17 protein-coding genes and 1 riboswitch are annotated in these 20,354 nt (G+C 59.6%); of the genes, 15 read left to right on the top strand and 2 right to left on the bottom strand.

The annotated features are described in order from the left end of the window. Window positions 1-494: 494 nt before the first annotated feature. From BLU25_RS08540 to astE, 13 genes are all read left to right on the top strand, one after another. Entirely contained in the window at window positions 495-1,268 is a 774-nt protein-coding gene (locus tag BLU25_RS08540; protein WP_016782122.1) for an ABC transporter substrate-binding protein, read from the top strand. Window positions 1,269-1,372: 104 nt separating this feature from the next. Continuing rightward, on the top strand, window positions 1,373-2,062 hold the full coding sequence (locus BLU25_RS08535; protein WP_016782123.1) for an ABC transporter permease: 690 nt from the start codon (window positions 1,373-1,375) through the stop codon (window positions 2,060-2,062). Then, window positions 2,059-2,757, top strand: a complete 699-nt coding sequence (locus BLU25_RS08530) for an ABC transporter permease (RefSeq protein WP_016782124.1) — start codon at window positions 2,059-2,061, stop codon at window positions 2,755-2,757. Before BLU25_RS08535 ends, BLU25_RS08530 begins: the two co-directional genes overlap by 4 nt. Before the next feature lie 3 nt (window positions 2,758-2,760). After that, window positions 2,761-3,873, top strand: coding sequence for a succinylglutamate desuccinylase/aspartoacylase family protein (locus BLU25_RS08525; RefSeq protein ID WP_016782125.1), 1,113 nt, complete (start codon window positions 2,761-2,763; stop codon window positions 3,871-3,873). Window positions 3,874-3,896: 23 nt separating this feature from the next. Then, window positions 3,897-4,661: an ABC transporter ATP-binding protein gene (locus BLU25_RS08520; protein ID WP_016782126.1), complete on the top strand. Its 765-nt coding sequence runs from the start codon at window positions 3,897-3,899 to the stop codon at window positions 4,659-4,661. 115 nt (window positions 4,662-4,776) lie between these two features. Beyond that, on the top strand, window positions 4,777-5,757 hold the full coding sequence (argR, locus tag BLU25_RS08515; protein WP_016782127.1) for a transcriptional regulator ArgR: 981 nt from the start codon (window positions 4,777-4,779) through the stop codon (window positions 5,755-5,757). Between the two features lie 284 nt (window positions 5,758-6,041). Further along, entirely contained in the window at window positions 6,042-7,262 is a 1,221-nt protein-coding gene (locus BLU25_RS08510) for an aspartate aminotransferase family protein (RefSeq protein WP_016782128.1), read from the top strand. A 241-nt stretch (window positions 7,263-7,503) separates the two neighbouring features. Next, complete coding sequence (gene aruF, locus BLU25_RS08505) at window positions 7,504-8,523, top strand: arginine/ornithine succinyltransferase subunit alpha (RefSeq protein ID WP_083369595.1); 1,020 nt, start codon at window positions 7,504-7,506, stop codon at window positions 8,521-8,523. Between the two features lie 55 nt (window positions 8,524-8,578). Next, window positions 8,579-9,616, top strand: a complete 1,038-nt coding sequence (astA, locus tag BLU25_RS08500) for an arginine N-succinyltransferase (protein ID WP_016782130.1) — start codon at window positions 8,579-8,581, stop codon at window positions 9,614-9,616. Next, window positions 9,613-11,082: a succinylglutamate-semialdehyde dehydrogenase gene (gene astD / locus BLU25_RS08495; protein ID WP_172832039.1), complete on the top strand. Its 1,470-nt coding sequence runs from the start codon at window positions 9,613-9,615 to the stop codon at window positions 11,080-11,082. The genes astA and astD overlap by 4 nt, the downstream gene beginning before the upstream one ends. Before the next feature lie 72 nt (window positions 11,083-11,154). Continuing rightward, complete coding sequence (gene astB, locus BLU25_RS08490; protein WP_016782132.1) at window positions 11,155-12,501, top strand: N-succinylarginine dihydrolase; 1,347 nt, start codon at window positions 11,155-11,157, stop codon at window positions 12,499-12,501. Between the two features lie 69 nt (window positions 12,502-12,570). Then, on the top strand, window positions 12,571-12,858 hold the full coding sequence (locus tag BLU25_RS08485) for a topoisomerase II (RefSeq protein ID WP_083369594.1): 288 nt from the start codon (window positions 12,571-12,573) through the stop codon (window positions 12,856-12,858). A gap of 12 nt (window positions 12,859-12,870) precedes the next feature. Beyond that, the gene (gene astE, locus BLU25_RS08480; RefSeq protein ID WP_016782134.1) at window positions 12,871-13,881 is read left to right on the top strand and encodes a succinylglutamate desuccinylase; all 1,011 of its coding nucleotides are present in this window, start codon (window positions 12,871-12,873) and stop codon (window positions 13,879-13,881) included. Here the strand turns inward: astE and BLU25_RS08475 are convergent. Together BLU25_RS08475 and BLU25_RS08470 are read right to left on the bottom strand one after the other, a co-directional pair. Beyond that, window positions 13,878-15,383, bottom strand: a complete 1,506-nt coding sequence (locus tag BLU25_RS08475; RefSeq protein ID WP_081481074.1) for a M91 family zinc metallopeptidase — start codon at window positions 15,381-15,383, stop codon at window positions 13,878-13,880. The two genes, astE and BLU25_RS08475, sit on opposite strands and share 4 nt — an antisense overlap. Window positions 15,384-15,538: 155 nt before the next feature. Continuing rightward, complete coding sequence (locus tag BLU25_RS08470) at window positions 15,539-16,033, bottom strand: 6,7-dimethyl-8-ribityllumazine synthase (protein WP_016782136.1); 495 nt, start codon at window positions 16,031-16,033, stop codon at window positions 15,539-15,541. A 131-nt stretch (window positions 16,034-16,164) separates the two neighbouring features. Further along, window positions 16,165-16,333: riboswitch (FMN riboswitch) on the bottom strand. Window positions 16,334-16,548: 215 nt separating this feature from the next. On the opposite strand from BLU25_RS08470, the gene ltaE reads away from it, so the two are divergent. Both ltaE and alaS read left to right on the top strand, forming a co-directional pair. Further along, window positions 16,549-17,553: a low-specificity L-threonine aldolase gene (gene ltaE, locus BLU25_RS08465; protein ID WP_016782137.1), complete on the top strand. Its 1,005-nt coding sequence runs from the start codon at window positions 16,549-16,551 to the stop codon at window positions 17,551-17,553. Between the two features lie 146 nt (window positions 17,554-17,699). Continuing rightward, a complete protein-coding gene (alaS, locus tag BLU25_RS08460) occupies window positions 17,700-20,318 on the top strand; it encodes an alanine--tRNA ligase (protein WP_016782138.1) in 2,619 nt (872 codons plus the stop codon). Window positions 20,319-20,354: the final 36 nt, after the last annotated feature.

The raw sequence follows: 20,354 nt of genomic DNA, 5'->3' as shown, positions 1-20,354 counted from the left end.
AGCAAGCCCGCTCCCACAAGGTGCATTCAGGGCCGGCAAGACAATTGCAACTGTGCGCGCAGGCGGGCGGTGTTACCGAATATGTAACCGACGGCTCCAAGATGGGGCTTTGCGACACCCAAAGCACCGATTTAGAGCCCTTCTGGTGCCCTGAAAAAATAAGATTAAACGCTGCACTTGCCGGAATAGAAGGGTTTGCGAATAATAGGCCCGCTATTTGCAGCTTCTATAGGTTCTACGTCTTTTCCTCTTGCATTTATTTGCAGAGATGTCAACACGCAAGGCCGCCTTTTTCGATGCATCTGTAATTAGTTGTCGCATTGAAGAAATAACGGCTTGAAGCCTGTCGTTAGAATGCCGATCACTCGCTCGTCGTTGTTGTGCTGGTCACAGCGCAACGCCAGTAGGACGTGGCGCCGCATTCCCGGTTTAACCTCCGCATATTGGGCTCAGGCTCACTCTGCTTTTATTGCCTTTACCGATGGAGTCCTAAGATGAAGAAACTCGTGCTTCTTGGCGCCCTGGCACTGTCCGTGCTGTCCCTGCAGGCTTTTGCTGCTGACAAACCTCTGAAAATTGGTATTGAAGCGGCTTACCCTCCGTTCGCTTCCAAAGCCCCGGATGGCAGTATCGTGGGTTTTGACTACGACATCGGTAATGCACTGTGCGAGCAGATGCAGGTCAAGTGTGTGTGGGTCGAGCAAGAATTCGATGGTCTGATCCCTGCGCTTAAAGTGCGCAAAATCGACGCGATCCTGTCCTCGATGTCCATCACCGAAGACCGCAAGAAGTCGGTTGATTTCACCAACAAGTACTACCTGACCCCGGCTCGCCTGGTGATGAAGGAAGGTACTGTGGTCAGCGACAGCCTTGATGAACTCAAAGGCAAGAAAATCGGCGTGCAGCGTGGTTCGATCCACGACCGTTTCGCCAAGGAAGTCCTGGCACCCAAAGGCGCAGTAGTCGTGCCTTACGGCTCGCAGAACGAAATCTACCTGGATGTTGAAGCGGGTCGTCTTGACGGTACCGTTGCCGACGCCACTTTGCTGGAAGACGGTTTCCTGAAAACCCCGGCTGGCAAAGGCTATGCGTTCGCAGGCCCGGCTTTCACCGACGTGAAATACTTTGGTGATGGCGTGGGTATCGCCGTGCGCAAGGGCGACGCCCTGAAAGACAAGATCAACGCTGCCATCACGGCTATCCGTGAAAACGGCAAGTACAAGCAAATCCAGGACAAGTACTTCAACTTCGATATTTACGGTCAGTAATACATCGCAGCAGTACGTCTGAATGGCGCAAGCGACAGGATCTCTGAAGTTTGCGCCATTTTTTCATCCTCATTTTCGAGCTATTTTTCTAGAGGGCCGGAATCATGTTGAAAGGCTACGGGGCTGTCATCCTCGATGGCGCTTGGCTGACGCTTCAGCTCGCCTTGTCGTCCATGGCCCTGGCCATTGTTCTAGGTCTGATCGGTGTTTCGTTGCGCTTGTCGCCGGTACGTTGGCTGGCTTGGATGGGCGATCTGTATTCAACGGTAATCCGCGGGATTCCCGACCTTGTGCTGATTTTGCTGATTTTCTACGGCGGTCAGGACTTGCTCAATCGCGTGGCGCCAATGCTGGGCTACGACGATTACATTGACTTGAACCCGTTGGCTGCCGGTATCGGCACCCTGGGCTTTATTTTTGGTGCCTACCTGTCCGAGACGTTTCGTGGTGCGTTCATGGCCATCCCCAAGGGGCAGGCTGAAGCCGGCATGGCGTATGGCATGAGTCCGTTCCAGGTGTTTTTCCGGGTATTGGTGCCGCAGATGATTCGCCTGGCGATCCCTGGCTTTACCAATAACTGGCTGGTGTTGACCAAGGCTACGGCGCTGATTTCGGTGGTGGGCCTGCAAGACATGATGTTCAAGGCCAAGCAGGCGGCGGATGCCACCCGCGAGCCGTTCACCTTCTTCCTGGCCGTTGCAGCGATGTACCTGGTACTGACCAGTGTTTCGCTGCTGGCACTGCGACAACTTGAGAAGCGCTACTCGGTAGGCGTTAGGGCGGCTGAGCTATGATCTTTGACTACAACGTCATCTGGGCCAGCATGCCGCTGTACCTGAGCGGGCTGCTGGAAACCGTGAAACTGCTGGGTATCTCGCTGTTTTTCGGCTTGCTGGCGGCCGTGCCGCTGGGTTTGATGCGGGTCTCCAAGCAGGCCTGGGTCAACTTTCCTGCCTGGCTGTTTACCTATGTGATTCGTGGCACGCCGATGCTGGTGCAGCTGTTCTTGATCTATTACGGTCTGGCCCAGTTCGAAGTCATCCGTGACAGCTTTATGTGGCCGCTGTTGTCCAGTGCCACCTTCTGCGCCTGCCTGGCATTTGCCATCAATACCAGTGCCTATACTGCCGAAATCATTGCCGGCAGCTTGCGGGCCACGCCCAATGGCGAGATTGAAGCAGCCAAGGCGATGGGCATGTCCCGTTCCAAGATGTATCGCCGCATTCTGTTGCCGTCGGCCATGCGCCGGGCGCTGCCGCAATACAGCAACGAAGTGATCATGATGTTGCAGACCACCAGCCTGGCCTCCATCGTGACCCTGATCGACATCACCGGCGCTGCGCGTACGGTCAATGCCCAGTACTACCTGCCGTTTGAGGCCTATATCACGGCTGGTGCTTTCTACCTGTGCCTGACGTTCATTCTGGTGCGCCTGTTCAAACTGGCCGAGCGCCGCTGGCTGGGCTATATGGCCCCGCGCAAGGCCTGACCGATGGAACGTATCGATCACCTGCTGCCCTGGAGCAACCTGGGTTGCGAGCGTCATTTGACGGTGTTCCGGTTCGGCGCAGGTGAGCGCAAGGCCTATATCCAGGCCAGCCTGCATGCCGACGAGCTGCCGGGCATGCGTTGTGCCTGGGAGCTGAAGAAACGCCTGAGCGAACTTGAAGCCCGTGGCGCCTTGAACGGTGTGATTGAGCTGGTGCCCGTGGCCAACCCCCTGGGGCTTGGCCAGTTGCTGCAAGGCAGCCACCAGGGGCGTTTCGAGTTTGACAGCGGCAAGAACTTCAATCGCGATTTTGTCGAGTTGAGTGAGCCGGTAGCGCAGCGGCTGGCAGGTCGCCTGGGGGATGATCCCCACGCCAATACCCGGCTGATCCGCCAGGCCATGCTGGAGGTGCTGGCCGGGTTGCCAGCGGCGACCAGCCCGTTGCAAGGTATGCAGCGTGTCTTGTTGAGCCATGCCTGCAATGCGGACATTGTGCTGGACCTGCACTGTGAAACCGACGCTGCCCTGCACATGTACGCGTTGCCCCAGCATTGGCCGCAGTGGCGTTCGCTGGCTGCGCATCTGGGTGTTCGGGTTGGCTTGCTGGCTGAAGACTCGGGTGGCAGCTCCTTCGATGAAGCCTGCTCAGTACCCTGGCTGCGTTTGCAGCGCCGGTTTGCCGATGCGCAGATTCCATTGGCCTGCATGTCCACCACCCTGGAGCTGGGCGGTCAGGCCGATACCGGCAGGCCCCAGGCCGAAGCGTATGCCGAGGGTATTCTGGCGTTTCTGGCCGAACAAGGGCTGATCAATGGCGACTGGCCTGCTGCACAGCATGACACCTGCGAAGGCATGCCGTTTGAAGGCACTGAGTTATTGTTTGCACCGCACCCTGGTGTGGTGAGTTTTTTACGTCCGGTGGGCGCCTGGGTTGAAAAGGGCGAGCCGCTGTTTGAAGTGATTGATCCTTTATCTGACCGGGTCAGTACGGTATGCGCAGGAACATCCGGCGTGTTATTTGCCGTTGAGCGCCTGCGTTATGCCCAACCCGGTTTCTGGCTGGCTAAAGTGGCGGGGCGAGAGCCTTTGCGCCACGGGCGCTTGCTCAACGACTGACTGTTTTTGTGAGAACCGACAGCATGTACAAACTTGAAGTCCAAGACCTGCATAAACGCTATGGCAGTCATGAAGTGCTCAAAGGCGTTTCACTGGCCGCCAAGGCAGGCGATGTGATCAGCATCATCGGTTCCAGTGGTTCCGGCAAAAGTACCTTCTTGCGTTGCATCAACCTGCTCGAGCAGCCCCATGCCGGCAAGATCCTGCTCAACGGCGAAGAGCTCAAGCTGATCGCCAGCAAAGATGGCGCGCTCAAGGCCGCCGATCCCAAGCAGTTGCAGCGCATGCGCTCGCGCCTGTCGATGGTGTTCCAGCATTTCAATCTGTGGTCACATATGACCGCGCTGGAAAACATCATGGAAGCGCCGGTGCATGTGCTGGGCATGTCCAAGGCCGAGGCCCGTGACAAGGCTGAGCACTACCTGCAGAAAGTGGGCGTGTCCCATCGCAAGGACGCCTACCCGGGGCATATGTCGGGTGGCGAGCAGCAGCGTGTGGCGATTGCCCGCGCCCTGGCGATGGAGCCGGAAGTCATGCTGTTTGACGAGCCAACGTCAGCACTTGACCCGGAGCTGGTGGGTGATGTGCTCAAGGTGATGCAGGACCTGGCCCAGGAAGGCCGCACGATGGTGGTGGTGACCCACGAAATGGGTTTTGCCCGTGAAGTGTCGAACCAGCTGGTGTTCCTGCACAAGGGGATAGTTGAAGAGAGCGGCGACCCGCGTGAAGTGCTGGTCAACCCGCAATGCGAGCGTTTGCAGCAGTTTTTGTCGGGCAGCTTGAAGTAACTGCAGTTTTAACACTGCCGCCATGCACCAAAATAGGTCATGCTCCGCATCCCGCGCAGCTGGCCTAGGCTGGGTGTATTGGTTTTATTCCTGTTCTCGTTCCGGATAGCACGCTATGACCGCCCATCGAATTGGTTTCCTCATTTGGCCCAGCACCAAGGCCCTGACCCTGGCGCTGGCCGAGGAAGCGTTGCGTGTTGCCCAGCGCGTGCATCCTGAAGTCGTTTACGAATTGTTGTTCCTGCAGGCCGAAGCGCCGCTCGAGGGTGCCTGGCAATTGCCCGGTGAGCCCTGGAACGGCAAGCTGGAAGGCTGCCAAAAACTGTTTTTGCTCGCCGATGAGCCGCCAGCGGCCCTGGCCCCGGCCTTGAGCAGTGCGCTCAAACAGCTGGTGCGGGCAGGGTGCGTCATTGGCGGATTGTCAGCGGGCGTTTACCCGCTGGCACAACTGGGCCTGCTCGATGGTTACCGTGCGGCGGTTCACTGGCGCTGGCAGGATGATTTTGCCGAGCGCTTCCCCAAGGTGATTGCCACCAGTCATCTGTTTGACTGGGACCGTGACCGTCTCAGTGCCTGTGGCGGCTTGTCGGTGCTCGACCTGTTGCTGGCGGTACTGGCTCGCGATCATGGTGCCGAGCTGGCCGGAGCGGTGTCTGAAGAGCTGGTGGTCGAGCGCATCCGTGAAGGTGGCGAGCGTCAACGCATTCCCCTGCAAAACCGCCTTGGCTCCAGCCATCCCAAGTTGACCCAGGCTGTGCTGCTGATGGAGGCCAATATCGAAGAGCCCCTGACCACCGACGAAATCGCCCAGCATGTGTGCGTTTCCCGTCGGCAACTGGAGCGCATCTTCAAGCAGTACCTCAATCGCGTACCCAGCCAGTACTACCTCGAACTGCGCCTGAACAAGGCGCGGCAGATGCTGATGCAAACCAGCAAGTCGATCATCCAGATCGGCTTGTCCTGTGGCTTCTCGTCGGGGCCGCATTTCTCCAGCGCCTACCGCAACTTCTTTGGCGCGACCCCGCGTGAAGACCGCAACCAGCGCCGCAGCAGCAGCCCGTTCGAACTGTCGTCGGCACCCGCCGAGCGCGGCTGAAAACAGCCTGTCACAGCCTGCTGTCCAAACCTGCATGACTTGCCGTGATGGCAAGGCTCATGCGTTTGCGGCAAATCAGCACCCCGCAGTGCTGCCGTAAACACGCCCCAGCGTTTAAACTGCGCCTTTGTGACGGAATATGTCGCATTGTCGTAAGCCTTGGTAAATCGTGGTTTGGCGCTATAAGAAGTTGTCGCTTGGCGACAAGGCGAGCCCCCGATGTGTCCCTACAATCCCCCCATCGCTCGCCAGTTTAGGCAGGCGTTCCTCTTCAGGAGACTCCGATGTCCGTTGAGCAAGCCCCGGTGCAACGCGCCGATTTCGATCAGGTCATGGTTCCCAACTACGCACCTGCAGCCTTTATTCCTGTGCGTGGCGCCGGTTCCCGAGTGTGGGACCAGGCCGGTCGAGAGCTGATCGACTTCGCAGGCGGCATTGCCGTTAACGTACTGGGTCATGCGCATCCGGCATTGGTCGGTGCCTTGACCGAGCAGGCGAATACTCTCTGGCATGTGTCCAACGTGTTCACCAACGAGCCGGCCCTGCGCCTGGCCAAAAAACTGGTGGATTCGACCTTCGCCGAGCGCGTGTTCTTCTGCAACTCGGGCGCTGAAGCCAACGAGGCCGCCTTCAAGCTGGCCCGTCGCGTGGCGCATGACCGTTTCGGCAGCGAGAAGTACGAAATCATCGCCGCACTCAACAGCTTCCACGGCCGCACGCTGTTTACCGTGAACGTGGGCGGGCAGTCGAAGTACTCCGACGGTTTCGGCCCGAAAATCACCGGCATTACCCATGTCCCGTTCAACGATCTTGCCGCGCTGAAAGCGGCGATCTCGGACAAGACATGCGCCGTGGTGCTGGAACCGATCCAGGGCGAAGGCGGCGTGCTGCCGGCCGAGCAGGCTTACCTGCAGGGCGCCCGTGAACTGTGCGACCAGCACAATGCGCTGCTGGTGTTTGACGAAGTGCAAACCGGCATGGGCCGTACTGGCGAGCTGTTTGCCTATATGCATTACGGCGTGACCCCGGACATCCTTACCAGCGCCAAGAGCCTGGGCGGCGGTTTCCCGATCGCAGCCATGCTGACCACCGAAGCGTTGGCCAAGCATCTGGTTGTGGGTACCCACGGCACCACCTATGGTGGCAACCCGCTGGCGTGCGCCGTCGGCAATGCAGTGATCGATGTGATCAATACCCCGCAGGTGCTGCAGGGCGTGAAGGCCAAGCATGACCTGTTCAAGACCCGTCTTGAGCAAATCGGCCAGCAATACGGCCTGTTCACCGAAGTGCGCGGCATGGGCCTGTTGCTGGGGTGTGTATTGAGCGATGCCTGGAAGGGCCGCGCCAAGGACATTTTCAACGCCGCTGAAAAAGAAAACCTGATGATTCTGCAGGCCGGCCCCGACGTGGTGCGTTTTGCGCCAAGCCTGGTGGTTGAAGAGGCCGATATCAAAGAAGGCCTGGATCGCTTCGAACGTGCCGTGAAGAATCTGACGCAAGCCTGAGTGTGACCCCGGCGCCCGGATTACCGGGTGCCTGACCTAATTTAATGTGCCGAGTCAGGCTCAATGCACGGGGCTTTGAGTGTGGGAGCGGGCTTGCTCGCGATACAGGCAGCGCGGTGTGTCAGTCATGGCGCAGTGATGCCATCGCGAGCAAGCCCGCTCCCACAGTTGAGGTCCCGGGTGTATTCGACTGTTCGGCATGTTCCCCCTCTATGTGGTTCAAGGATTAAGGAGTGACACCATGCTGGTGATGCGCCCTGCGCAAATGGCTGATCTGGGCGAGGTACAGCGTCTGGCTGCGGACAGCCCGATTGGTGTCACTTCATTGCCCGACGATATCGAACGCCTGCGCGACAAGATCGCCGCGTCCGAAACTTCGTTTGCCGCCGAAGTCAGCTTCAATGGCGAGGAAAGCTACTTTTTCGTCCTTGAAGACACTGCCGCCGGCAAGCTGGTGGGGTGCTCGGCGATCGTGGCATCGGCCGGTTACTCGGAGCCGTTCTACAGCTTCCGTAACGAGACGTTCGTGCACGCCTCCCGCGAGCTGAAGATCCACAACAAGATCCACGTCCTGTCGCAGTGCCATGACCTGACCGGTAACAGCCTGCTGACCAGTTTTTATGTGGTCCCGGAACTGGTGGGCTCGACCTGGTCCGAACTCAACTCCCGTGGCCGCCTGCTGTTTGTGGCCAACCACCCGGAGCGTTTTGCCGATTCCGTGGTGACCGAGATCGTGGGCTATAGCGATGAAAATGGCGACTCGCCATTTTGGGACGCCATTGGCCGCAACTTCTTCGACCTGAACTATGCCGCCGCCGAGCGCCTGTGCGGACTCAAGAGCCGCACCTTCCTCGCCGAGCTGATGCCCCATTACCCGATCTATGTGCCGTTGCTGCCCGACACGGCCCAGGAGGCAATGGGGCAGGTACATCCGCGTGCGCAGATCACCTTCGACATCCTGATGCGCGAAGGCTTCGAGACCGATCACTACATCGATATTTTCGACGGTGGCCCGACCCTGCATGCACGGGTGTCGGGCATCCGCTCGATCGCCCAGAGCCGCGTGGTGCCTGTCAAGATCGGCGAGTCGAGCAAAGGCGGCGGTCGTCAGTACCTGGTGGCCAACGCCCAGCTGCAGGATTACCGCGCGGTACTGCTGGAGCTGGATTGGGCACCGGGCAAGCCGGTCACGCTGGATCTGGAAGCGGCCGAAGCACTTGGCGTTGGCGAAGGTGCCAGCGTGCGAGTGGTGGCGGTTTAACGCGTTTGAGCGAGTTTCGCGGGGGTCGTCAGCGAGCCCCGTCCAAGGAGATAGCATGATCGTTCGTCCTGTACGCAACAGCGATTTACCGGCCCTGATTGAGCTGGCACGCAGCACCGGCACTGGCCTGACCACCTTGCCGGCCAACGAAGAGCGCTTGCTGCACCGGGTGACCTGGGCTGAAAAAACTTTCCGTGGCGAAGCCGAGCGCGGCGATGCGGACTACCTGTTCGTGCTGGAAAACGACGACGGCAAGGTGGTGGGAATTTCTGCCATTGCTGGCGCCGTGGGCTTGCGCGAGCCCTGGTACAACTTCCGTGTGGGCCTGACAGTCAGCGCCTCACAGGAACTGAATATTTATCGCGAAATCCCGACCCTGTTTCTGGCCAACGACCTGACCGGCAATTCCGAGCTGTGCTCGTTGTTCCTCAGTGCCGACTACCGCACCGGGCTCAATGGCCGCATGCTGGCCAAGGCGCGGATGCTGTTTATCGCCGAGTTCCCGGAGCTGTTTGGCAACAAGATCATTGCCGAAATGCGTGGCATGTCCGATGAAAACGGCCGCTCGCCGTTCTGGGAAAGCCTGGGCCGACACTTCTTCAAGATGGAGTTCAGCCAGGCTGACTACCTCACCGGTGTGGGCAACAAGGCCTTTATCGCCGAACTGATGCCCAAGTTCCCGGTGTACACCTGCTTCTTGTCCGAGGATGCGCGTGCGGTGATCGGCAAGGTGCATACCCACACCGAGCCGGCCTTGAACATGCTTAAAAGCGAGGGTTTCAGCTATCAGGGTTACGTCGACATCTTCGACGCAGGCCCGGCGGTCGAGTGCGAAACCAGCAAGATCCGTGCGGTACGCGACAGCGAAGCCCTGGTGCTGGCCATCGGTACCCCGGGTGACGATGCCACGCCTTACCTGATGCACAACCGCAAACGCGAAGATTGCCGCATCACGGCCGCCCCGGCGCGGCTGGCTGCAGGCACCCTGGTGGTCGATCCATTGACCGCCAAACGCTTGCAACTGAGCGCGGGCGACCAGGTGCGCGCCGTTGCCTTGTCCGCCCAGCCAGTGGCCCCACGGGAGTCGAAATAATGAGTACGTTGTATATCGCAGGTGCCTGGCAGGACGGCCAGGGCGAGGCCTTTGAGTCGCTGAACCCGGTTACCCAGCAAGTGCTGTGGGCTGGCCAGGGTGCCGATGCCGGGCAAGTGGATGCGGCCGTCAAGGCCGCACGCCAGGCTTTCCCGCAGTGGGCCAGGCAGACATTCGAGCAGCGCCTGAGCGTACTCGAAGCGTTTGCGGCAAGTCTTAAAAACCATGCTGATGAACTGTCGCGCTGCATCGGTGAAGAAACCGGCAAGCCCCTCTGGGAGTCGGCTACCGAAGTCACCAGCATGATCAATAAAGTGGCGATCTCGGTGCAAAGCTACCGCGAGCGCACGGGTGAAAAAAGCGGCCCGCTGGGCGATGCCACGGCTGTTTTGCGCCACAAGCCCCACGGTGTGGTGGCGGTTTTCGGCCCGTACAACTTCCCCGGCCATTTGCCCAACGGCCATATTGTTCCGGCGTTGCTGGCCGGTAACAGCGTGGTGTTCAAGCCTAGCGAGCTGACCCCCAAAGTCGCCGAGCTGACGGTCAAGTGCTGGATCGAAGCGGGTCTGCCTGCGGGCGTGCTCAACCTGCTGCAGGGCGCGCGCGACACCGGTATTGCCCTGGCGGCGCACACTGGCATCGACGGTTTGTTCTTCACCGGTTCCAGTCGCACCGGCAACGCCCTGCACCAGCAGTTTGCCGGGCGTCCGGACAAGATCCTGGCCCTGGAAATGGGTGGCAACAACCCGCTGGTGGTCGATCAGGTCGAGGATCTGGATGCAGCGGTCTACACCATCATCCAGTCGGCCTTTATTTCCGCCGGGCAGCGTTGCACCTGTGCCCGCCGCTTGCTGGTGCCGCAGGGCGCCTGGGGCGACAGCCTGCTGACGCGTCTGGTCGAAGTCAGCCAGAGTATCGAAGTCGGTGCATTTGATCAGCAGCCAGCGCCATTCATGGGTTCGGTGATTTCCCTGGGTGCCGCGCGTGCCTTGATGGATGCCCAGGAGGTGTTGCTGGGTTCGGGTGCCGTGGCCTTGCTGGAAATGCATCAGCCTGACAGCAATGCGGCCCTGCTGACACCGGGCATTATCGATGTCACTGAAGTCAGCGAGCGTTCGGATGAAGAGTTGTTCGGGCCACTGCTGCAAGTGATCCGCTACGCCGACTTTGACGCTGCGATAGCCGAGGCCAACAACACCGCATTTGGTCTGGCGGCGGGCTTGTTGTCGGACTCCGAAGCACGTTACCAGCAGTTCTGGCTTGAGAGCCGGGCTGGCATCGTCAACTGGAACAAGCAGCTGACCGGCGCTGCCAGCAGTGCGCCGTTTGGCGGTATCGGGGCGTCGGGCAATCATCGCGCCAGTGCCTATTACGCGGCCGATTACTGCGCGTATCCGGTGGCTTCCCTTGAAACCCCGACACTGGCCTTGCCCGCAGCCCTGACCCCGGGCGTGCGCTTGTCGTAACGCTTGTCCCGCTCCCACAGGGGGGTGAACAGTAAGACCTTTAGCCATACACCGTTTTCCGGAGCCTCGCTGATGAAGTCCTTTGAAGTCAATTTTGACGGTTTAGTGGGGCCGACCCATAACTATGGCGGTTTGTCGTTCGGCAACGTCGCCTCCCAGAGCAACAGCCAGCAGGCTTCCAACCCCAGGGAAGCCGCGCTGCAAGGCCTGGAAAAAATGAAAGCGCTGGTGGACATGGGCTTTGTCCAGGGCGTGCTGGCACCGCAGGAACGCCCCGACGTCGCGGCGTTGCGCAGCCTGGGTTTTGCCGGCACTGACGCGCAGGTCATCGAGCGCGCCGCCAAAGAGGCCATGCCCTTGCTGGTCGCCAGTTGCTCGGCCTCCAGCATGTGGGTGGCCAATGCGGCCACGGTCAGCCCCAGCGCAGACACCTCCGACGGTCGCGTGCACTTCACCGCCGCCAACCTCAATTGCAAATACCACCGCAGCATCGAGCACCCGACCACCAGCCGCGTGCTGGGCGCGATGTTTGCCGATCAACAGCACTTTGCCCACCACGCGGCATTGCCGGCAGTGGCGCAGTTCGGCGACGAAGGTGCGGCCAACCACACACGCTTTTGCCGGGATTATGGCGAGGCGGGCGTGGAGTTTTTCGTGTTCGGGCGCAGTGCCTTCGACAGCCGTTACCCGGCGCCGCAAAAATACCCGGCGCGCCAGACCCTCGAAGCCTCCCAGGCTGTAGCCCGTCTGCACGGCCTGAGCGAAGAGGGCGTGGTATTTGCCCAGCAAAACCCGGCGGTCATCGATCAGGGCGTATTTCATAACGATGTGATCGCTGTGGGAAATGGCGAGCTGTTGTTCCATCACCAGGATGCGTTCCTCAACACCGAGCAGATGCTCGCCGAGTTGCATGGCAAGCTGGCGGCGCGTGGAGGCAACTTCCAGTCGATCAGCGTGCCCCGCGATCAGGTGGCCGTGGAAGATGCTGTACGCTCGTACTTGTTCAACAGCCAGCTGCTGAGCCGCGCCGATGGTTCGATGCTGTTGATCGTGCCTGAAGAGTGCCGTGCCAACCCGCGTGTGTGGCAGTACCTGCAAGGGTTGCTGGCGGCTGGCGGGCCGATCCGTGAGGTCAAGGTGTTCGATCTCAAGCAGAGCATGCAGAATGGCGGTGGCCCGGCGTGCCTGCGTCTGCGGGTCGCGCTCAATGAAACCGAGCTGGCGGCGGTCAACCCCGGTGTGATCATGACCCCGGCGCTGTACGACACCCTGACGGCCTGGGTGAACAAACATTATCGCGATGCCCTGCGCGAAAGCGACCTGGCCGACCCGCAATTGTTACTTGAATGTCGCACGGCATTGGATGAACTGACGCAAATCCTTAAACTGGGCGCGGTTTACCCTTTCCAGATCAATTGAGCGGCGCAGTGCCTGAGCGATCATGAGACCAGGCACGCCCCTTTCCCCCCCAAAAATGAGAGCGACATAATGACCGATACCCTGAAGCTGATCCTTGAAGACACCGACGGCACCCAGCTGGAAACTTCCTGCACCCGCGTTGCCGTGATGTGGCAGGGCAAGGAGCTGTGGATCCAGCAGGACGGCCGTGGCCAGTTGCTGATCGGTGTTGACGTTGAAGAAGGCGATGCCGAATACGCCAACCTGCTGCTGCGTCCATTAGCGACTAACCTTGTCAGCCTGCAACTGGAAATGGAACCGGCTGATATGAGCGATGACGAAGACGGTCATGTACACGGTCCAGACTGCAACCACTGATAAGGAAGCTCTATGCTCGCTCTCGGCAAACTGCTTGAACTGACCCTGGCCGGACGTGAACCGGCCGAGAAGACTCAACTGACTGTCGACGGCGTGCGCATGCGCTGGCTGACCGAAGGCGCACTTGAAGTGCGCCCGCCCGAGGCTCGTGACAACGGCATGGATCTGTTGTTGTCGGCCGGCGTGCATGGCAATGAAACAGCGCCGATCGAATTGCTCGATCGCCTGTTGCAGGCCATCGCACGGGGCGTTATCAAGCCCCGTGCACGAATTCTGTTTTTGTTCGGCAACCCCGGTGCCATGCGTACCGGCGCGCGATTTGTCGAAGAGGACCTCAACCGCCTGTTTAACGGTCGTCACGAAAGCAGCAGCGGCCCCGAGGCCCTGCGGGCCTGCGAGCTTGAGCACCTGGCCGAAACCTTTTTCAGCCTGCCTGAGCGTACCCGGCTGCACTACGACTTGCACACTGCCATTCGCGGTTCGAAGATCGAGCAGTTTGCGTTGTATCCCTATAAAGAAGGTCGTGCCCACTCTCGCTCCGAGCTGTCGCGCTTGCGTGCGGCCGGGATGGAGGCGGTGTTGCTGCAAAACAAGCCTTCTATTGTCTTCAGTGCCTATACCTACGATCAGCTGGGCGCCGAGGCCTTTACCCTTGAGCTGGGCAAGGCCCGGCCTTTCGGGCAGAACGGCGGGGTCAATGTCGAGCGTCTTGAGCTGCGTTTGCAGCAGATGATCGAAGGCACCGAGCCGGCGCAGGCCGATACCTCGCTCGACGGCTTGCAGCTGTTCAGCGTGGCCCGCGAAGTCATCAAGCACAGCGATGCCTTTATCCTGCACTTGCCCGCCGATGTCGAAAACTTCAGTGAGTTGCCCAAGGGCTATCTGCTGGCGCAGGACGCCGGCAAAACCCGCTGGATTGTCGAGGAAGAGGGCGCGCGGATCATCTTCCCCAACCCCAAGGTCAAGAATGGCCTGCGCGCCGGGATGATTATTGAGCCAGCCACCCTTGCCTCCGTGAGCTAGTCATCCGAGTAGGTTATGTAGGTTTTGCGCAGGGGCAGGCCCAACTCTTCGCGCAAGCCGTTTTCGCTAAAGGGCTTGGGATTGGTGGTCAGGGCCGGGGTGGTGGGGTCCTGATCGAAGTCAAACGGCGCCACGTTGCAAGGTAAACCGGCGGCCTGCAACTCATAGTTGCTCACTTGCGGTGCAGCTTTGGTGCCGCCATGACCGTCGGGGCTCAAACCCTGGAATTGGGTTCCGGTGACGAAATTGTAAGCGTGGCAAAGTTCGTGATAGAGGACGACCAAGGGTATAAAGCCGTACCTGGCGAATGACGGGTTGTAGTAAATCGTGCCGCCGAAGTCCGGCAGGCCTGCCTTGTCGACCTTGATGTAGGACCTGCCATCGCCCAGGTTTGGAATGTACAGGCCGCTGTCGATATGCTTGAGTTCGGCGATGGTAATGGGCTTGTGGCTCTGGCGAATGCTTTGGGTAAGCGCTGAAAGCAACTGGTGGCCAACACCGGAGCCAAGAAGCTGCGTCAAGTCGTTCTTCACCCGCTCGATAAACTCATCGCTGCCTTGAATGATAAAACCGGATTCGGACAGCGGTTTGGCACTGACCTTGAATGATTTCGGGCCGGGCCTGCCCGAGGTGTTTTCAGCCTCCTTGGCAGTTATCACTTGCCCCTCTGAAAGATGGGTGGGCTCACTCTCGGTGAAAACCGTGTCGGTCTGTTTGAGTTCGTTAAGGATGTTGCTGCCTTGTCCCGGGTAAATGACATTGGATCGCGGGCCAGCAGTTATCAGATCGTCACCTTCAGCGCCGCACAGGATGTTGTGGCCCTGGCCGCCTGTCAGTGTGTCGTTGCCCTGGCCAGCATCCACATAGGCCAGGCCTGTGCCGCCACGAAAAAAGTCATCTCCTTTGCCGGTATAGGCAACTACGGTGCCTGACCCGTTGGCACTGACAATGTCGTTGCCGTCTGCGGTTTCTATATAGCTGATGCCTTCACGCGTCATCACCAGGTCATCGCCGCTGCCAGTTTTAATGGTGGCGTAACCCGAGCTCGAGACTACGGTGTCGTGGCCGGCGCCAGTCTCGATATGCAGCCGATTTTTGATGGTGTCAGCGATATAGACCGTGTCATCGCCATGCCGGGTATGGATTTCGATGATTTGTTTCGCGCTGGCCGGTTTTATCATATAGCGCTCATGGTTCAGGTCGATCACAAGCGTATCGTTTTTGCCTTTGCTGACGCAGATGGATGCACGCGGCACAGTGGCGCTGAACACCAGGCGATCAACAGGCGCGGGATACAGCACGGATTCGCTTACGTAGCGCACGAGGGTGGCGTTATCACCAATATGAAGAATGCTCTGGACAGTGGTTTCAGTCACATTGGGCAGAGGTGTTGTGACCTCTGTGCGGGTTCGCTCAAGGGGCGCGCGGGCTGCGCCGTCGAACTCGAAATGATGGGTGGCGGGTTGCGGGTCTGTTGTTGCAAGTGGAGGAGTAGGGCACATGGGCGAGATTCCAAAGAGTGGTATCAATGGTCGAGAGGTGGCTGAGCACCAGTTGCAGACGATTGAAACGCTTTGAGAGCCCGGGTGTGCTTTACATAGTTATCGCTCTGCCTGCACCGACCCTGTTCGGGCTGCGGTGCAGGCTTGCAGCTGTATTACACCGCGCGCTTTTGCTGCGGATCCAGGCGCTTGATAGCGCGGATTTTCTGCAGCGTATCCACGCACGTCCTGGCCGCTTCCTGGCCCTTGTGAACGAAGTGCTCAAAGAAAAACTTCTGATGCTCTTCGCCGGCATGGAAGTGGTGCGGGGTCAGGCTGACGGAGAACACCGGCACTTCGGTTTCAAGTTGCACTTGCATCAGGCCGCTGACGACCGACTGGGCAACAAAATCGTGACGGTAGATGCCGCCATCCACGACCAGGGCGGCGCCGACGATCCCGGCGTAACGACCGGTCTTGGCCAGCAGCTTGGCGTGCAGCGGGATCTCGAACGCGCCGCCGACTTCGAAGAAATCGATGTCACTTTCCTGATAGCCCAGCACCAGCATTTCGGCCAGGAAGCCTTTGCGGCTCTGGTCGACAATCTCTTTGTGCCAGGAAGCCTGGATAAACGCGACACGTTCGTTGTGGTGAATAGCTGTAGGTTGCATGTTCAGATTCCTGTTTGTGTGAAAAACAGGGCATATGAATCGAATGGGATTAAAGGGTGCGTTCAGGTGGGCAGCGCACGGCTGTTCGGCATCGCCACTTGCCCACCCGGTTGACGGCCCTTTGGCGCCAATCCCGTTCTCTCTTCATCCGGACTATGACCGTCGGCCCCGGGATCACACCGGGTCTGCTGACCTTGACCTATTCTCAACCGGAGCCGGAATCTGCCAAGCGCTCGCGGGCTATGCGCTTTGCGCGCAATTACCGCCGGTGGGGAGTCGCACCCCGCCCTGAGAACGTTGCCGCCAGCCATTCTGGCGGCGGGCATTTTGTATCACAAATAATTCAAGTGTGCATTGATGCTTTTTGCTAATAGCTATCAGTTTTTTCGCTTGCTTAATAAGTAAGTTCTTACATGAACATCCGAATATTGTCGCCCACTGCAGAGTAGGCTTGTTCTGACGGGAATTGCATGTTTAGCATTCAGCACTGATCAAACCTTGCCGAGGCCTTTGCCATGTCTGTTATCGATCTTCGTAGTGACACCGTGACCCAACCCACCACCGGCATGCGCGAGGCCATGGCCAATGCGCCGCTGGGCGACGATGTGTATGGCGAAGATCCTTCAGTCAACAAGCTGGAGTCCGAGCTGGCATTGCGCCTGGGCTTTGCCAAAGGGCTATTCGTGCCCACCGGCACCATGAGCAACCTGCTGGCGCTGATGGCCCATTGCGGGCGCGGTGATGAATATATCGTGGGGCAGCAGGCCCACACCTATAAGTATGAAGGCGGCGGGGCGGCGGTCCTGGGTTCCATCCAGCCGCAGCCGCTGGAGGTGCAGGCCGATGGCTCGCTTGATCTGGAGCAGGTGGCTGCCGCGATCAAGCCCGATGACTTCCATTTTGCCCGCACCCGCCTGCTCGCGCTGGAAAACACCATGCAGGGCAAGGTGCTGCCCACCGAGTACCTGGCGGCAGCCAGCCGGCTGACCCGTGAGCACGGCCTGGCCCTGCATCTCGATGGCGCAAGGCTGTACAACGCAGCGGTCAAGCTGGGGGTTGATGCCGGTGATATCACCCGCCACTTCGACTCGGTCTCGGTGTGCCTGTCCAAGGGCCTGGGTGCGCCGGTGGGCTCGGTGTTGTGCGGCACCGCCGACTTGATCACCCGGGCGCGGCGCCTGCGCAAGATGGTCGGCGGCGGCATGCGCCAGGCCGGTCAGCTGGCGGCTGCCGGGCTGTATGCGCTGGATCATCAGGTGGCGCGCCTGGCTGATGACCATGCCAACGCCCAGTTGCTGGCAGACGGCCTGCGCGCAGCCGGCTATGACGTCGAGCCGGTGCAGACCAATATGGTCTACGCCCAGGTTGGTGATCGCGCCGAGGCGCTCAAGGCCTTTGCGGCGGAGCAGGGCATCAGGCTCAGCGCGGCGCCGCGCTTGCGAATGGTGACGCACATGGATGTCAGTCGCAGTCAGATCGAGCAGGTAATCGCTGTTTTTGCCGAGTTTTCCCGCCAATAAGCTTTCAATCCGTCCAATTGCTTGTCGCTATCGTATAAACACGCTGTACCCGGGGCGAAGGGCCGATATAATGCGGCCCTTTGCGAGTCGCACTGTCGATTGACGTGATTTACTTGCCTCTGGCCGCAGCCTCCGTGGAAGAACCTATGAAAAGCGCAGAAATCCGTGAAGCCTTCCTTCGCTTCTTCGAGGAGCAAGGTCACACCCGTGTCCCTTCCAGCTCCTTGGTCCCTAATAACGACCCGACCCTGCTGTTCACCAACGCGGGGATGAACCAGTTCAAGGACTGTTTCCTGGGTCAAGAAAAACGTGCCTACACCCGGGCGACCAGCAGCCAGAAGTGCGTGCGGGCCGGCGGCAAGAACAGCGACCTGGAAAACGTCGGTTACACCGCCCGTCACCACACTTTCTTTGAAATGCTCGGCAACTTCAGCTTTGGCGATTATTTCAAGAAGGATGCGATCAACTTCGCCTGGACCTTCCTGACCGGTGTGCTCAAGCTGCCTAAAGACAAGCTCTGGGTAACCGTCTACGCCAGCGATGACGAAGCCTATGACATCTGGACCAAAGACGTCGGCGTACCTGCCGAGCGCATGATCCGCATCGGTGACAACAAGGGCGCGCCTTACGCATCCGACAACTTCTGGACCATGGGCGATACCGGCCCGTGCGGTCCGTGCACCGAGATTTTCTACGATCACGGCCCGGAAATCTGGGGTGGCCCGCCGGGCTCGCCAGACGAAGACGGTGATCGTTACATCGAAATCTGGAACAACGTGTTCATGCAGTTCAACCGCACCGCCGATGGCGTGTTGCATCCGTTGCCAGCGCCGTCGGTAGACACCGGCATGGGCCTGGAGCGGATCAGTGCGGTGATGCAGCACGTCAACTCCAACTACGATATCGACCTGTTCCAGAGCCTGCTGACCGCAGCGGCTGACGCGATCGGCTGCGCCAACGAAGGCCAGGCCTCGCTCAAGGTTGTAGCGGACCATATCCGTTCGTGCAGCTTCCTGATCGCCGATGGCGTGCTGCCGTCGAACGAAGGCCGCGGCTATGTACTGCGCCGCATCATTCGTCGCGCCTGCCGTCACGGTAACAAGCTGGGCGCTACCGGCAATTTCTTCTACAAGATCGTCGCGGCCCTGGTTGCCGAGATGGGTGAAAGCTTCCCGGAGCTGGTGCGCGAGCAGGCCAACATCGAGCGCGTGCTTAAAGCTGAAGAAGAGCAGTTCTCCAAGACCCTGGAACAGGGCCTGAAAATCCTCGAACTGGACCTGGCCGAGCTCAAGGGCACCGTGGTACCTGGTGACGTAGTGTTCAAACTCTACGACACCTACGGCTTCCCGATGGACCTGACCGCAGATATCGCCCGCGAGCGTAACCTGACCGTGGACGAAGAAGGCTTCGAGCGCGAGATGGAAGCCCAGCGTGTGCGTGCCCGTTCGGCCAGCTCCTTTGGCCTGGACTACAACACCCTGGTCAAGGTCGACGTGCCGACCGAGTTTGTTGGTTACAACGCTACCCAGGCTTCGGCCAAAGTGGTTGCCCTGTACAAAGAAGGGCAGTCGGTTACCAGCCTGAACGAAGGCGACGAGGGCGTGGTGATTCTTGACCAGACCCCGTTCTATGCCGAATCGGGTGGTCAGGTCGGCGATTGCGGTTACCTGCAAGCTGGCGCTGCGCGCTTTGATGTGCGCGACACCACCAAGACCGGCGGTGCCTTCCTGCATCACGGTGTGGTTGCTGCGGGCGGCCTGAAAGTGGGCGAAACCGTTGATGCCCAGGTGGATGCCGATGTGCGTCACGCCACGGCCCTGAACCACTCGGCCACGCACTTGCTGCACGCAGCGTTGCGCCAGGTGCTGGGCGAACACGTTCAGCAGAAGGGTTCCCTGGTAGACAGCCAGCGCATGCGTTTCGACTTCAGCCACTTTGAAGCGATCAAGCCTGAGCAGATCAAGGCGCTGGAAGATATCGTCAACGCCGAGATTCGCAAGAACACACCGGTCGAAACCGAAGAAACCGACATCGAAACCGCCAAGCAAAAAGGCGCCATGGCGCTGTTTGGCGAGAAGTACGGCGACAACGTGCGCGTGCTGAGCATGGGCGGCGATTTCTCGGTTGAGCTGTGTGGCGGTATCCACGCCAAGCGCACCGGTGATATCGGCCTGATGAAAATCATCAGCGAAGGTGGCGTAGCCTCGGGTATTCGTCGTATTGAAGCCGTGACCGGCGCAGCCGCACTGGCTTACCTGAATGCTGCCGAAGAGCAGCTCAAGGAAGCTGCCAGCCTGGTCAAGGGTTCGCGCGAGAACCTGGTCGACAAACTGTCGGCTGTGCTCGAACGTAACCGCCAGCTGGAAAAACAGCTTGAGCAATTGCAGGCCAAGGCCGCAAGCGCTGCCGGTGATGACCTGTCATCGTCGGCAGTGGACGTAAAAGGCGTGAAAGTATTGACCGCTCGCCTGGACGGTCAAGATGGCAAGGCGCTTCTGGCGCTGGTTGATCAGCTGAAGAACAAGCTCGGTCGTGCAGTGATCCTGCTCGGCAGTGTCCATGAAGACAAGGTTGTACTGGTTGCAGGCGTGACCAAGGACCTGACTGGCCAACTCAAAGCCGGTGATTTGATGAAGCAGGCTGCTGCGGCAGTGGGCGGGAAGGGCGGTGGTCGTCCGGACATGGCGCAAGGCGGCGGTGTTGATGCTGCAGCCCTGGACGCCGCGCTGGCCCTGACCGTGCCATTTGTCGAGCAGGGTATCTGAGGTCCAGAACGCGCCGTTGTCTAGTAACGGCGCGTC

The organism is Pseudomonas fragi, from assembly GCF_900105835.1.
GTDB lineage: Bacteria > Pseudomonadota > Gammaproteobacteria > Pseudomonadales > Pseudomonadaceae > Aquipseudomonas > Aquipseudomonas fragi.
Note: the sequence above shows the minus strand (reverse complement) of the source record. Positions and strands in the feature narration are given on the sequence as shown.